At 68.0% G+C, this 14,621-nt stretch carries 10 protein-coding genes; 6 read left to right on the forward strand and 4 right to left on the reverse strand.

Going from position 1 to position 14,621, the window contains the following annotated elements:
* The 4 genes from kduD to ACVWYO_RS08850 all read right to left on the reverse strand — a co-directional run bounded on the left by kduD (position 1) and on the right by ACVWYO_RS08850 (position 4,285).
* On the reverse strand, positions 1-753 hold the full coding sequence (gene kduD, locus ACVWYO_RS08835) for a 2-dehydro-3-deoxy-D-gluconate 5-dehydrogenase KduD (RefSeq protein WP_457349983.1): 753 nt from the start codon (positions 751-753) through the stop codon (positions 1-3).
* Between the two features lie 127 nt (positions 754-880).
* On the reverse strand, positions 881-1,723 hold the full coding sequence (gene kduI / locus ACVWYO_RS08840) for a 5-dehydro-4-deoxy-D-glucuronate isomerase (protein ID WP_457349985.1): 843 nt from the start codon (positions 1,721-1,723) through the stop codon (positions 881-883).
* A gap of 14 nt (positions 1,724-1,737) precedes the next feature.
* The gene (gene uxaC, locus ACVWYO_RS08845) at positions 1,738-3,180 is read right to left on the reverse strand and encodes a glucuronate isomerase (protein WP_457354922.1); all 1,443 of its coding nucleotides are present in this window, start codon (positions 3,178-3,180) and stop codon (positions 1,738-1,740) included.
* A gap of 79 nt (positions 3,181-3,259) precedes the next feature.
* On the reverse strand, positions 3,260-4,285 hold the full coding sequence (locus tag ACVWYO_RS08850; RefSeq protein ID WP_457349987.1) for a LacI family DNA-binding transcriptional regulator: 1,026 nt from the start codon (positions 4,283-4,285) through the stop codon (positions 3,260-3,262).
* 124 nt (positions 4,286-4,409) lie between these two features.
* On the opposite strand from ACVWYO_RS08850, the gene ACVWYO_RS08855 reads away from it, so the two are divergent.
* The 6 genes from ACVWYO_RS08855 to ACVWYO_RS08880 all read left to right on the forward strand — a co-directional run bounded on the left by ACVWYO_RS08855 (position 4,410) and on the right by ACVWYO_RS08880 (position 14,613).
* Positions 4,410-5,906, forward strand: a complete 1,497-nt coding sequence (locus ACVWYO_RS08855; protein ID WP_457349989.1) for a UxaA family hydrolase — start codon at positions 4,410-4,412, stop codon at positions 5,904-5,906.
* On the forward strand, positions 5,903-7,342 hold the full coding sequence (locus tag ACVWYO_RS08860; RefSeq protein WP_457349991.1) for a mannitol dehydrogenase family protein: 1,440 nt from the start codon (positions 5,903-5,905) through the stop codon (positions 7,340-7,342). The genes ACVWYO_RS08855 and ACVWYO_RS08860 overlap by 4 nt, the downstream gene beginning before the upstream one ends.
* 107 nt (positions 7,343-7,449) lie before the next feature.
* A complete protein-coding gene (locus ACVWYO_RS08865) occupies positions 7,450-8,244 on the forward strand; it encodes a 2-keto-4-pentenoate hydratase (protein ID WP_457349993.1) in 795 nt (264 codons plus the stop codon).
* Positions 8,245-8,304: 60 nt separating this feature from the next.
* Positions 8,305-9,603: an MFS transporter gene (locus tag ACVWYO_RS08870; RefSeq protein ID WP_457349995.1), complete on the forward strand. Its 1,299-nt coding sequence runs from the start codon at positions 8,305-8,307 to the stop codon at positions 9,601-9,603.
* A complete protein-coding gene (locus ACVWYO_RS08875) occupies positions 9,593-13,390 on the forward strand; it encodes a LamG-like jellyroll fold domain-containing protein (protein ID WP_457349997.1) in 3,798 nt (1,265 codons plus the stop codon). The genes ACVWYO_RS08870 and ACVWYO_RS08875 overlap by 11 nt, the downstream gene beginning before the upstream one ends.
* The gene (locus ACVWYO_RS08880; protein ID WP_457349999.1) at positions 13,387-14,613 is read left to right on the forward strand and encodes a DUF885 family protein; all 1,227 of its coding nucleotides are present in this window, start codon (positions 13,387-13,389) and stop codon (positions 14,611-14,613) included. The genes ACVWYO_RS08875 and ACVWYO_RS08880 overlap by 4 nt, the downstream gene beginning before the upstream one ends.
* The last annotated feature ends 8 nt before the right edge of the window (positions 14,614-14,621 follow it).

Here is a 14,621-nt window from a genome sequence, read left to right on the forward strand (position 1 = left end):
TTACCGTGCCAGCCAGCCGCCATCGACCGCAAGGATATGCCCTTGCACATAGGCCGCCGCCGCGCTGCACAGAAACACCGCCGCGCCGCCGAGATCGCTCGCATCGCCCCATTTGCCCGCCGGGATGCGCTCGAGGATCGCGCGGTTGCGATTCTCGTCGGCCTGGAGCGCCGCGGTGTTGTTGGTCGCGATATAGCCGGGCGCGATTGCGTTGACGTTGATCCCCTTGCTCGCCCATTCGTTGGCGAGCAGCTTGGTGAGGCCACCAATCCCGCTCTTCGACGCGGTATAGCTCGGCACGCGGATGCCGCCCTGGAAGGTCAGCATCGAGGCGATGTTGACGATCTTGCCGCCGCCGTTCGCGATCATGTGCCGGCCCGCCGCCTGGCACAGGAAGAACACCGACTTGAGATTGGTGTCGATCACCGCGTCCCAGTCTTCCTCGGTGAAATCGACCGCGTCGGCGCGGCGGATGATGCCGGCATTGTTGACGAGGATGTCGAGCCCGCCGAGCTTCTCCAAGGTTTCGTCCACGACTCTTTGCACAGGTTCGATCGTCGAGAGATCGGCCGAGACGATTTCGGCGCGGCGCCCGAGCGCGCGGATCTGCGCGACCGTCTCCTCGGCGGGGGTGCGGCCAACGCAGGCGACGTCGGCCCCGGCGGCTGCCAGCGCAACGGCGATCGCCTGGCCGATGCCGGTGTTCGCGCCGGTGACGATGGCGACCTTGTTGGTGAGATCGAAGGGATTCATTCGTCGTCTCCTCCCCTCCCGCTGGCGGGAGGGGCTTGGGGTGGGCTCGCGCTCTCGACGCCAGCTGCCGGTGATAGCGCGCGCCCACCCCCGGCCCCTCCCGCAAGCGGGAGGGGAGCAAGGTGCGCTACGCCAGCTGGCAGATATCCAGCACGCTCATGTCGGTATAATCCTGGTTCTCGCCCGCCATCGCCCAGATGAAGGCATAGGCCTTGGTGCCCGACCCCATATGGATCGACCAGGGCGGCGAGATCACCGCTTCCTCGTTCGCCATGACGATGTGGCGCGTCGCTTCACCCTCGCCCATGTAGTGGAACACGCGGTCCTTCTCGAGATCGTCGAGCTCGAAGTAGAAATAGATCTCGCTGCGGCGCTCGTGAATGTGCGGCGGCATCGTGTTCCATACCGAGCCCGGCTTGAGCACGGTCAGGCCCATCACCAGCTGCGCGCTGTCGCAGATGCCGGGGATGACCATCTGATAGATCGTCCGCTCGTTCGATTCGGCGAGCGTCCCGCGCTCGAGCGCGGTCGCGTCGGCGACCGAGATCATGCGAGTGGTGAACGCCTTGTGCGCCGGGCACGACGCCAGATAGAAACGCGCGCCCTCGCCCGAAAATTGCACGTCCTTCGCGCCCATCGTGACGTACAGGCAGTCCTTGTTGCCAAGCTCGAACGTCTCGCCATCGACCGTCACGGTGCCTTGGGCGCTGCCGACATTGACGACCGCGAGCTCGCGCCGTTCGAGGAAGGGATGCCCCGCCGCCGAGGCGGGCTCGGTCTGGTCGGGCAGCTTGACCGCACCGCCCGCAACCGCGACGCCGCCGATCACGAAACGATCGGCATGCGTGTAATTGAGCACGCATTCGCCCGCGCGGAACAGGTCCTGGATCAGATAGCGATCGCGCAATTCGTCATTCGAGACGCATTCCATCATGTCGGGATGCGTGGCGTAATAGGTACGGTCGAACATGGGGCTCTCCGGGGTCAGGCCGCCTTGGCGGCAGCTTCGGGTTGGTCGATACGATAGGCGCGGCGCACGAGCCCGCTGGTGAGCTCGTGCGCGAGCTCGGCGGCTTCCCAATCCTCGAGGCGATGCTCGGCGACGATTTGCGCCAGAAATCCGCAATCGATCCGCCGCGCGACGTCGTGCCGCGCCGGGATCGACAGGAAAGCGCGCGTATCGTCGTTGAAGCCGACGGTGTTATAGAAGCCCGCGGTCTCGGTCGTCATCTCGCGGAAGCGACGCATCCCCTCGGGGCTGTCGTGGAACCACCACGAGGGCCCGAGCTTGAGGCACGGATAATGCCCGGCAAGCGGTGCCAGTTCGCGCGCGTAGACGCTTTCGTCGAGCGTGAAGAGGATGATCGACAGCTCGGTCGAGGTGCCGAAGCGATCGAGCAGCGGCTTGAGCGCATTGACGTAATCGGTGCGCATCGGAATGTCGGCGCCCTTGTCACGGCCATGGCTTGCGAACAGGCCGGCATTGTGGTTGCGGAAACTGCCGGGATGGAGCTGCATCACCATTCCGTCCTCGACCGACATCGCCGCCATCTCGGTCAGCATCTGCGCGCGGAACAGCTCCGCATCGGCCGGCGTCCAGCTGCCGCCGACGATTTTGGCGAACAGCGCCTCGGCCTCGTGCGGCGTGAGGTTAGCGGTGGCGGCGGTCGGGTGGCCGTGATCGGTCGCGGTCGCGCCCGCTGCGCGGAAGTCGGCGCGGCGTTTGCGGTGCGCGGCGAGATAGCCGCTCCAGCTGTACACGTCCTCGCCGGTCAGCTCGGCGAAGCGCGTCATCGCGCGGCCGAACTGCTCATGCTCGACATCGATCACGCCATCGGGCCGATACGTCGTGACGACGCGCCCACCCCAGCCCGAAGCGCGGATGCGGTGATGCGCGCCGAGATCGTCCTGCGGGCCTTCAGTGGTCGCGAGAAAATCGATCTTGAAGCGATCGAACAGCGCCCGCGGCCGGAACGCCGGGCTGGCGAGCTTTTCGGCGATCGTGTCATAATAGAGGTCGGCGGTGGTCGCATCGAGCGCGACCTCGAAGCCGAACACCTCGGCAAAGACATGGTCGAGCCAGAGGCGCGACGGCGTGCCGCGGAAGAGGTGGACGTTCTGCGCGAACAGCCGCCACGCTTCGCGCGGATCGGTCGCAGGGACGCCCGCACGGCTCGGGATCGCGAGCGCGTCGAGGTCGACGCCCTGGCTGTAGAGCATGCGGAAGATGTAATGATCGGGCGCGAGCAGCAGCGCGGTCGCATCGCTCCACGCGGCGTCATCGGCGAACCAGCCGGCATCGGTATGGCCGTGCGGGCTGACGATCGGCAGGTCGGCGATTTCGGCATACAGCGTGCGTGCGATCGCGCGGGTCGCGGGGTCGCTCGGGAAGAGCCGATCGGGATTCAGGTCGAGTGGTCGTGTCATCATCTTCTCCCTCCCCGCATTTTTATGCAGGCTTGGTAACCGGTGTCAGGGTCTGTCGCAAGATCGCGACGCAAATTCGCTAATGGCTCGGCGCCGCCACCGAAGCGCGGCGGATCAGGGTCGACAGGAAGAGGGAAGGCTCCTCGACGATATCCTCGCCGTCGAGCCCCGCGGTCAGTTTCAGTGCGGCGGAGCGCGCCATCGAGGCGATCGGCCAGCGCACCGTCGTCAGCGGCGGCCAGACATGCGCGGCAACGGGCGTATCGTCGAACCCGACGATCGACAGATCCTTCGGGATATCGAGCCCGCGTTGCCGCGCGGCGTGCATCACACCCGCCGCCATCTCGTCATTGCACGCGAAGATCGCGGTCGGGCGCGGCATGAGGTCGAGCAAGCGCTCGGCGGCGGTCAGCCCCGATTCGAAGGTGTACGTGCCATCGGCGATCATGCTGCGCGGCAAGGCGATCCCGGCATCGGCGAGCGCCTGCTCAAAGCCCAATCGCCGCTCGCGCGCCGAGCGGAAGCCGTGCGGCCCGGCGATCAGCCCGATCCGGCGATGCCCCTGCGCGATCAGATATTCGGTCGCGCCGCGCACCGCCTCGCAATCGTTCGACGCGACCATGTGATCGTCATCGTCTAGCCGCGCCGACCCCATCCGGACATAGCGACAGCCGATCTCGGCGCACAGCTTAGCGATCGTGTCATTCTCGCTGATCGGCGGCAGCAGCACGAGCCCGAACAACCGCTGGCGCTCGAGGAAATGCCGCAGATCGACCAGCATCGTCGGCGAGCCGCGATCCACCGGGCGGACGACCAGCTCGAACTCGGTGCCGTGCAGCGCTTCGAGAATCCCCTGCTGGACGTTCATCACCATCTGCGCGTTGGGATTGTCGTGGACGAGCCCGATCAGGAAATTGCGCCGCAGCGCCAGCGCACGTGCCTGCGGGTTGGGAATGTAGGCGAGTTCGGCGATGACGTCCTCGACGCGACGGCGCGTATCGTCGTTGAGCAGCGGCGAGCGGTTGATCACCCGGCTGACGGTCTTCTTCGAAACGCCCGCGATCCGCGCGACATCGTTGATCGTCGGTTGTCCGCTGCTCTTCATCGGCCATGGCATAACCGCGGCGGGGGTGGCTTGGCTAGTGGCCTGACCAAAGCGCCGACAAGCCTTGCCAACCGCTCGACCGCTGGGGCAAAGCGCTGATACCGGTTACCGAAAGACCTTTGCCGTGCCCAAAGCGCTTCTGATCCATCCCGACGATACCGTCGCGACACTCGTCGAGCCGGCGCGCGCCGGCGAAATCCTGACGTTCGGAGCGCAGCAGGTGACGGCACTGGCCGACACGCCGAGCGGCCACAAGGTCGCGATCCTGCCGATCGCCAAGGGTGCGCCAGTGATCAAGTTCGGCTTCCCGATCGGCACCGCCACCGCCGCCATCGCGGTCGGCGCGCATGTCCATTCGCACAATCTTGCGACCGCGCTCGACGGGACGCTCGACTATCGCTTCACGCCCGGCGCGGTAGCCCCGCAACCGGCCGACCCCGACCACGCGACCTTTCAGGGCTATGTCCGCGCCGACGGCCGAGTCGCGACGCGCAACGAGATCTGGGTGCTGCCGACCGTCGGCTGCGTCGCGCGCACCGCAACGCGAATCGCTGCGCCCGCCGATGCGGCACTGGCGCAGGAGACCGACGACGGCGCGATCGATGGCGTCCACGCCTTCACGCATCCGTTCGGCTGTTCGCAGCTTGGCGACGATCTCGACGGGACGCGCAGCATCCTTGCCGCGCTTGCCTGCCATCCCAACGCCGGTGGCGTGCTGATCGTCGGGCTCGGCTGCGAATCGAACCAGATCGCGGCGCTGCTCGAGGAAATCCCGGCGGCGCGACGACCGATGGTCCGCACGCTGGTGACGCAGCTGGCCGGCGACGAGATCGACGAAGGCGTCGCCAAGGTTGCCGAACTGGTCGCGCTCGCGCGCGCCGAGCGCAGCACGGTCGGGCTCGACCGGCTTGTGCTTGGCGTGAAGTGCGGCGGGTCGGACGGGCTGTCGGGGCTGACCGCCAACCCGCTCGTCGGGCGGATCAGCGAGCGCGTCGCTGCGGCGGGCGGCAGCGTCGTGCTGACCGAAATCCCCGAAATGTTCGGCGCCGAACGGCTGCTGATGGACCGCGCGACCGACGAAACCGTGTTCGATGGCATCGTCACGATGGTCAACGGCTTCAAACGCTATTTCCTCGACCATAATGAGCCCGTTTCGGAGAATCCCTCGCCGGGCAATGTCGCCGGCGGAATCACCACGCTCGAGGAAAAATCGCTCGGCGCGGTACAGAAGGCCGGTCGTGCAGCGGTGTCGCAAGTATTGGCCTATGGCGGGCGCGTTACGGGGACCGGGCTGACGGTGCTCGAGGCACCGGGCAACGATGCCGTCTCGTGCACCGCGCTCGCTGCTGCAGGCGCGACTGCGATCCTGTTCACGACCGGCCGCGGCACGCCGCTCGGCTTCCCCGTGCCGACGCTCAAGATTGCGTCGAACAGCGACCTGGCAACGCGCAAGCCCGGCTGGATCGACTTCGACGCCGGCGCGGTGCTCGACCACGGCTTCGCACCGGTTGCCGAAGCGCTCGCCACGACGCTATGCGCGATCGCCTCGGGGGCCGCGACTGCGGCCGAACGCAATGGCGAGCGCGAGATCGCAATCTGGAAACGGGGTGTCACGCTGTGAACCGACTTGAGTATGCCGCGCTCGACGCGCTCCCCGCCGCGATCGCCCGCCCTGCGCGCACGGCACCTCCCGCGACCGGGATCGTCCATTTCGGCCCGGGCGCGTTCCACCGCGCGCACCAGGCGGCCTATGTCGACACGCTGCTCGAGCAGGACCCGAGCTGGGGAATCGCGGCGGTCTCGCTGCGCAGCGCCGGCACGATCGAGGCGCTGGCGGCGCAGCAGGGGCTCTACACGCTCGCGATCCGCGACGCTGCGCCCGGCTTCCGCGTGATCGGCGCGCATAGCCGCTTCCTCGGCCCCGATGACGCCGGTGAGACGCAGGCGTTGCTCGCCGACGCCGGCGTCAAGCTGGTCACGACGACGGTGACCGAAAAGGGCTATTGCCTTGCCGCCGATGGCAGCCTCGACCTCGCGCATCCCGACGTCGTGCATGATCTTGCCGCGCCAGCGGTCCCGCGGAGCGTGATCGGCTGGATCGTCGGCGGGCTCGCCGCGCGGCGGACGGCGGGCATTCCGCCCTTCGTGATGATGCCATGCGACAATCTCGCCAATAACGGCGCCAAGGTGAAGGCCGCGCTGGTGGCGTTCGCGGCCGCGACCGACGCCGCGCTTGCCGCCTGGATCGAGGCGCAGGTGCTCGTCCCCGGGACGATGGTCGATTCGATCACCCCCGCCAGCGACGCCGCTTTGTACGAAACCGTCGCCGCCGCGCTCGGCGTCGAGGACCGCGCCGCGGTCCAGCGCGAGGCGTTCGCGCAATGGGTGATCGAGGATGTCGGCTCCCCGGTCTGCGCCGCGCTCGCACGCGCCGGCGCGACCCTGACCGACAATGTCGCGGGCTATGAACAGGCCAAATTGCGCGTGCTCAACGGGTCGCATTCGACGCTCGCTTATGCCGGGCTGCTGCGCGGTCACGCCAGCGTGTCCGAGGCGATGGGCGATGCCGCGCTTGCCGGCTTCGTCGACGCGATGATCCGCGACGATATCATCCCGACGCTGCAGCCGGTCGCCGGGCTCGACCATGACGCCTATCGCGAAGCCGTGCTCGCGCGCTTTCGCAACCCGGTGATCGTCCACCGGCTCGACCAGATCGCCGGCGATGGCAGCCAGAAGATTCCCTATCGGCTCGGCGATACGCTCGCGGCGCACCGTTCACGCGGCGACATGCCGCAGCACGTCGTCGGCGCGCTTGGCTGTTGGGTCGCCTTCCTGATGCAGCGCGCGCGCGCCGGCGTGCCGATCCTCGACCCGGCGGCTGCCGCGCTCGCCACGGCCGCCGCGGAGGGTGACGCTGCCACCGTGCTCGATCGGCTGATCGCCGCAAAGCTCGGCTTTTCGGGCGCATTGGCCGCCGATCCTGCCGCCGTCGCGGCGATCGCCAGCGCCGCACAGGCTGCGTTCGACGGCGATTGGGCGATGCTTTCGCCCGATTGAGCGACGGGCGAGACGCGATCCGTCGCACCCCCTCTTGTCAATGACACCGGTTTCCCATACCCAGTCGCGACAAGCCGATCGAACGGCACGAGGGGGGATTGCGGCACGTGACGTCCGAAACCGGTCAAACGAATATCACGCGGATCGCCAGCGAATTCGTCACGGCGCGGCGTAACGCCACAGCGCTGGTCGAATATCCCGGCACGATGCCCGCAGCGCTCGCCGAAGCCTATGCGATGCAGGACGCCGCGATCGCGCTGACCGACAAGCCGATCGCCGGCTGGAAGGTCGGGCGGATCAACCCGCCATTCGAAGGCGCCGACCGCCTCGCCGGCCCGATCTTCGCCGACCAGACCTTCGACGAGGGCGACACCCCGCGCGCGATGCCGGTCTTTGCGGGTGGCTTCGCCGCCGCCGAGGCCGAGTTCCTGCTCCGCATCGGCACTGCGCCCGACCCGGCCAAGCGCGACTATACGCTCGCCGAGGCGACAGCGCTGATCGACCGCGTCTGCGTCGGCATCGAGATTGCGAGCTCGCCCTTCGGCGGGATCAACGATCACGGTGCGGGCGTCACCATTTCCGATTTCGGCAACAATAACGGGCTCGTCATCGGCGCCGATGTGTCCGACTGGCGCGACATCGACGTCAACGCCTGGCCGGTCGAACTCAGGATCGACGGCGTCACGACCGGCGTCGCGACCGCCGCGACGATGCTCGACGGCCCGTTCGGCGCGGCGCGTTTCCTGTTCGAGCTGATGGCAACGCGCGGGATCGCCTTGTCCGCAGGACAATGGATCTCGACCGGCGCGGTCAGCGGGGTGCATCCGGTCGCGATCGGTGCGAAGGTCGTCGCGATCTTCGATAACCGCCTGCAGGTGGCGTGCAGCATTTCCGCGCAATAGCGACACCCCGACGATTTTCGGAAAAAGGCCCAGCATAGGGCCGCCGACAGGAGAGCGATGATGGCGACGGCCGAATTTCCGATCGACAGCACGGGCAGCGCCGCAGTGGCGGGCGCCAGCGGGCGGTATCGCTGGCTGATCTGCGGGCTGCTGTTTGCGGCGACCGCGATCAACTATGTCGACCGGCAGATGATCGGGCTGCTCAAGCCCAACATCTCGGCCGAATTCGGCTGGGACGAGAACGCCTATGCCGACATCGTCTTCTGGTTCCAGGCGGCCTATGCGATCGGCTATGTCAGCTTCGGGTCGATCGTCGACCGGCTCGGCGCGCGCGTCGGCTATTCGCTAGCGTTCATCATCTGGACGGCGGGCCACACGCTGTGCGGTTTTGCCGGATCGACCTTGCAGTTCGCCGCTGCGCGCGCGGTGCTGGGGCTCGGCGAATCGGGCAATTTCCCGTCAGGGATCAAGGCCGTGTCCGAATGGTTTCCGGCACGCGAACGTGCCTTTGCCACCGGCCTGTTCAACGCCGGCGCCAATATCGGCGCAGTCATCACCCCGCTGATCGTCCCCGCGATAACGCTCGCCTTCGGCTGGCGGATGGCATTCATCGTCACCGGCGTGGCGAGCCTCGTCTGGCTTGTCGCGTGGATCGCGATCTATCGTCGCCCGCGCGAACAGCCGCGCGTGTCGGCCGCCGAGCTCGCCTATATCGAGAGCGATCCCGCCGACCCCGCGCAGAAGATCGCCTGGACGCGCCTCCTCGGCTATCGCGAGACCTGGGCCTATGCGCTCGGCAAGTTCCTGATCGATCCGATCTGGTGGCTGTTCCTGTTCTGGACGCCCGACTTTCTGTCGAAGGCCTATCACCTCGATCTCAAGAGCTTCGGCCCGCCGCTGGTGGTGATCTATCTCATCTCCGACTTCGGCAGCATCGCGGGCGGCTGGTCGTCGTCCAAGCTGATGAAGCGCGGCTGGAGCGCCAACCGCGCGCGCAAGACGGTGATGCTGGCGTGCGCCTTCCTCGTTATGCCGATCTTCTTTGCGCAATATGTCGCCAATCTGTGGGCGGCAGTGGCGATCGTCGGGCTGGCGACCGCCGCGCACCAGGCCTTCTCGGCCAATCTCTACACGATCCCGTCGGACATGTTTCCGCGCAAAGCGGTCGGCTCGGTGGTCGGCATCGGCGGGATGGTCGGCGCGATCGGCGGAATGGGGATGGCCAAGTTCACCGGCTACATCCTCCAGACGACGGGGAGCTACACGCTGATCTTCGCGGTCGCCGGCAGCGTCTATCTGATCGCGGTCGGCGTGATCCACCTGCTCTCGCCGCGCCTGGCCCGCGTCGATGCGCTGTAAGGTCGGACTGGCGAGCCTGATCGCGATCGCGGTCGCGGCACCTGCTGCGGCGCAGGATGCGCCGAAGGACAATGGGGGCCTGCTCTTCCGCGCCTCGGCCGACACCAGCCTGACCGCCGATGTGGCGGTCGGCGATCCCGTTCCCAACTTCCGCAGCAACGTGACCGTCGTCCCCGACGGCGCGATCGGCGGTGCGGCGCGCTGGGCCGACGACGGCTATGTCGCATGGAAGGCGCCCGGCAATATGCGCGCCGAGCGCGGCACGCTCAGCTTCTTCTGGCGGCCGCGCGAACCGCTCGGCCAAGCGCCGTTCGTCATCTTCCGCACCGGCTTTGCCGATCATAGCAGCTGGGACATGGCGTTCCTGCGGATCGACTGGAACGGCCACGGCTTCGACGCCTTCGTCACCGACGCCAATCTCTCGCGCATCCGCGTCTCGTGGACGATCCCGCGAACGCCCGCGGCCGACGCGTGGAAGCACATCGCCTTCGCGTGGGACGAGACCAAGGGCGTGCAGCTGTTCGTCGACGGCACGCTGGTCGCGCGCAAGGATCAGGTCGCTGATCTCGATTCGGGGCTCGACCAGTTCGGGCTCGCCGGCCGCGTGATGTCGCCGCACCAGGTGCAGAGCCGCTACCATTTCATGCGCGGCAGCGATCTCGACGAGATCCGAGTGTACGACCACATGCTGCGCGCCGCGGATGTCGCAGCGCTCGCCGATAAGCGCGAGCCTGCCGCCGCAGCAGCGCCCGAGGCCGCGCCGCGCCGATCCGCGTGGCTCCACCGTTACGGCTGGGACAAGACGCTGCCGCCGCTGCTCGAGGCACCTGTCACGACGGTGCGAAAGGTCGAGTTCGCCGACGCCAAGGATCTCAAGCAATGGATGTGGAAGGGCGTCGACGGCATCGCCGAGACGACCTGGCCCGGCGTCTACAACCGCTCGAAACTTCCCGGACGCGACGACTATTTCGAGCTGCCCGACTGGAACGTCTATGTCGAAGGCGGCAAGCGCTACGATCTGACCGTGCCGAAAGGCGAGCGCTTCAACCGCGTCGAGATCCGCGGCGCTGCATATGGATCATTGCTGTGGTCCGACGGCGGCGCGTCGACGACGCTTGCGACGCGCGCGAAAGGCGTCGTGCGTAGCGTCACCACCACGCCCGAGCGGCAGGGCGGCACGCTGCGCTTCGTCAACACGATGCAGGAACAGCCGATCCAGGAGCTGTGGGCGTATGACGTCCATGCCGGGGCCGAGCCCGCCGGGCGCTTCAAACTGTCCTATACCGTCGATGCGAATGCCTCGACCCGGATCGCGGCGCTTGCTCCGCTCGAAAGCTTCATCGCCGGGCGATACGCGCCCGAGGAACGCAATACGGTCGTCGCGCTGCCAAGCGCAGGGATCAAGGCCGCGGTCGGTGCCGGCGCGGCGGGTGCCGGGACGACGGCCCAGCTGCGCGCGCCCGGCCTGCCGATCGTCCACATCCTGATCCCGGCGAGCCTCGGCGACGCCTATCCCGACAAGCCGCTCGCGCGCGCGTTCGATTATGGCTGGCAGAACCTCCACGACGGGCTCGACGGCATCGCGCTCGACCTCCCAGCGCTCAAAGGCAGCGGCCCGATCGCGCTCGACATTCGCGTCAAGGATCCGATCTGGCCCGCGCGCGACATGATCGACCTGTCGGTCTCGGTCCGCCCCGGCGAGGCCCGCACGCTGTGGCTCGACCTGCGCGACCGCATCCTGTCGAACGACAGCCTCTACCTCAGCATCGCGTCGAGCGACGCCGGCTTCGACGCGGCATCGCTCAACGGCGCAAGGATCCGCCTGGTCTTCAAGGACCGCGCCGCAGCACTCCCCGAACATATCGCCGACCGGCTCAACCAGGTGAAGGACAATTGGGGCTTCCTCGTCGAGGAGCATACCGCCTCGAAGCGCGAGGCGCTCTACGCGCGCGTGTTCGGCGATATCGGCGATCTGCTGCGCGTCGATCCCGACAATGTGCTTGCGCGGCAATATTGGGCCGACATCGATTATCGGCCAGAAAACATGCCTGCCGTCGAGCAACCCATCGCGCCGGCAGGGGTGCCGCTCTGGGCGTTCCGCCAGCTCGAGGATCTCAAGCTGACGCGGCAGTTCGTCACCTGGTGGATCGACCATCGCCAGGTCCCCTATGGCGATTTCGGCGGCGGCATTTCGGACGATACCGACCTGACGCAGCAATGGCCCGGGCTCGCGCTGATGGGGGTCGAGCCCGACAAGATCAACGCGTCGCTGCGCGCGCTCGCCGATGCGGCGTACAAGAACGGCATGCGGGTGAACGGCCTCGGCTATATCACCACCGACGAACTCCATGCGTACGAAGAAGGCCTCAACGCCGACGCCGAGCGGCTCTATCTCAACTGGGGCGAGCCGATCGCGGTCGAGCGGCTGATGGCGACCGCCAAGGCGCTGCAAGGCGTGATCCTCAGGAACCCCGCCGGCCATCTGCACTTCGCCAGCAACTGGTACGGCGGCCGCACGATGTACCGCGAGGGCGCGTTTGAATGGCAGAAGCCGTATAGCTGGACCGTGATGCACGCGCCGATCCTGCTCGGCCTGTACAACGGCAACGCCGCGGCGCGCGGTCTCGTCACCGGCACGGTCGACGGCTGGATGGCGCATGGCACGCAAGCCCCCGACGGGCTGTGGTCCTATCCGAATGAGATCAACTGGCGGAGCGACGAAACGCGCGCGGGCGATGGCGGCGGGGTGACGACGCCGTTGCAATCGGCCTGGGCGGCGTGGCGCTTCACCGGCGATGCGAAATACCTCCGCCCGATCGAAACCCGCGCGGCCAAAGGCGGCGGCGGCGCCCTCGCCGAATTCAACGAGAACGCCTTCACCGCATTGCCGCAAGGCTCAGGACTGCGCGCGCGCGCGGCGAAGGGGGACGAGGCCTTTGCGCGCTACGCCGCCTGGTCGGCGAGCGGTGACGTCGGCGCGCTTGCTGCGCTCCACGCCGACGCGATCGCCGACAAGGCGCAGCATCAGGCGATGTACACCGAAGGCCATTGGTGGAGCGATCGTGTCGAACAACCCAACGAGATCCTCCAGCGCGAGCGGCTCGGCGGGATCGCGCTCAAGCGCAACCAGACCTGGCCGGGCAACACGGTGAGCTGGCGCTTCGCCGAGGCCGGCGCCGCCGAAAAGGTCGCGATCCTGCTGCCGAACGCGACACCGACGCACTTCCGCGTGCTCGGCTACAACACCAGCGCCACGCCGCAGGCCGCGACGATGACCGCCTGGAGCGTAACCGCCGGCCAATGGTCGATGGCGCGCGGCACGACGAGCGATGACGGCAAGACGGTGACGCCAGCGGGCACCCCGGTGGCAATCACGCTCGAACGCAGCGCGAGCGTGCCGGTGACGTTCGCGCCAGGCGCGATGACGGTCTACGATTTCGCGCTCGTCACCCCCTCGGACCCGGTCGAGACACGCCCCGATCTCGGGATCGGCCGCGACGACGTCACGGTGCAAGGCCGCAGCGTGCGCGTCACGGTCCACAGCCTTGGCGCGGTAGCGACACCCCAAGCGCGCGTCTCGCTCTGGGGGGATACGATGCTCGCCAGCGTCCCCCTCGCCCCGCTCGCGGCGCCGAACGATCTGCTGCCGCGCACCGCGACCGTCATGCTGACGCTTCCCAACGGGCGTGATCCGGACCGCCTCGTGGTGCAGGTCGATCCCGTGGCCGGCTCGGCCGAAGTCACGCGCCAGAACAACCGCGTGGCGCTCGCCGACCGCGCGCGATGACGACGCGGCGCGCAGTGCTTGCAGGCGGCGCGGCGCTCGCGCTGCTGCCCTGGCGGGTCGATGCCACCGATGGCAACCTGCGCGCGGCGCTCGACGCTGCGCGCTTGGAGCGTGATTCCGGTGCAGCGGTGCGCTGGCTCGAGCGCTTCGATCCTGCGCGGCTGCCGCCCGCCGCACGGCTCGATCTCATCACCGCGCGTGCCGGTCTCGTGATTGATGCGGCGCTCGTTGCGCGCGGGATCGATCCGCATACCAAGCCGGGCGCACCGCGCGATCTCGACGTGCTCACGCTGCTGCTGCGCCGGAAGGTCGGCGACGGATACACGCTCGATGCCGTCGCGCACCGGCTCGAGCGCGAGCGCGCGCGCTGCGAAGCGCGCGCCGCGCGGCTGTTCGGCGCGATCGGCATCGCTGGCCCGAACAGCGGCGCGTGCTTCACGCACCTGTGGCGCGACGAGCGCGACCGCTATCCCGATTCGGACGCGGGTCGCGACGCCGCGGTCGCCGATATGAACCGCTGGCTGGGGCGTTTTGCGGCGCAAGTGCCCGCGCTGATCGGCGCGGTGCCCGCCTATTGCCGCCATGTCGCCGCGATCCGACCGAGCCCGGCCGATCTCGCGTCAGGCCGGGTGGGCGTGCGTATGCTCCCGACCGCCGATCATCCAGGCGGCTATGTCGTCGATCTCTCGCACGTCCACGACCGGCCACGGTGGAGCCTGCCGAGTGTCGTCGCGCACGAATTGTTGCCCGGTCACATGATCCAATTGCCGGTCGAGGCGCTCGCCGATCCGCATCCGCTCCGGCTTGAATATGCCCCGTGTTTTCCAGAAGCCTGGAGCATCGCGATCGAACAGGCGGTCGCGGCAGGCGGCAGCTATGCGCACGATCCGCGCGCCGCACTCGGCCAGCTCCACTGGCGCCTGTTTCGGATCGGGCGCGCGCTCGTCGATCTCGCGATCCACGCCCACGGCCAATCGCACGATGCGGCGCGCGCGCAGCTCGTCGACTGGCAGGGCGAGCCGGTCGCTTTCGCGCCGTTCGATAGCGATCTGGCGCGGATCGCGCAGGATCCGATGACGCGCACCGCCGAGATGATGGCCGCGCTCGCGATCGAGGATGGCGCACGCGGACGGCGCGGCGCGGCGCTGCGCCACTATCACCAGGCGATCCTCGCATTCGGGCGGATGCGCAGCGACGAAGTCGCCCGGCGCGCGCGGAGCTGACCGTTTCC

The sequence above is a fragment of the Sphingomonas sp. UYP23 genome (assembly GCF_054059235.1).

What these genes read in the sequence shown, in the direction of transcription:
- kduD (WP_457349983.1), bottom strand. Translation starts at nt 753, where the DNA reads ATGAATCCCTTCGATCTCACCAACAAGGTCGCCATCGTCACCGGCGCG.
- ACVWYO_RS08870 (WP_457349995.1), top strand. Translation starts at nt 8,305, where the DNA reads ATGGCGACGGCCGAATTTCCGATCGACAGCACGGGCAGCGCCGCAGTG.
- kduI (WP_457349985.1), bottom strand. Translation starts at nt 1,723, where the DNA reads ATGTTCGACCGTACCTATTACGCCACGCATCCCGACATGATGGAATGC.
- ACVWYO_RS08875 (WP_457349997.1), top strand. Translation starts at nt 9,593, where the DNA reads ATGCGCTGTAAGGTCGGACTGGCGAGCCTGATCGCGATCGCGGTCGCG.
- ACVWYO_RS08880 (WP_457349999.1), top strand. Translation starts at nt 13,387, where the DNA reads ATGACGACGCGGCGCGCAGTGCTTGCAGGCGGCGCGGCGCTCGCGCTG.
- ACVWYO_RS08850 (WP_457349987.1), bottom strand. Translation starts at nt 4,285, where the DNA reads ATGAAGAGCAGCGGACAACCGACGATCAACGATGTCGCGCGGATCGCG.
- uxaC (WP_457354922.1), bottom strand. Translation starts at nt 3,180, where the DNA reads ATGACACGACCACTCGACCTGAATCCCGATCGGCTCTTCCCGAGCGAC.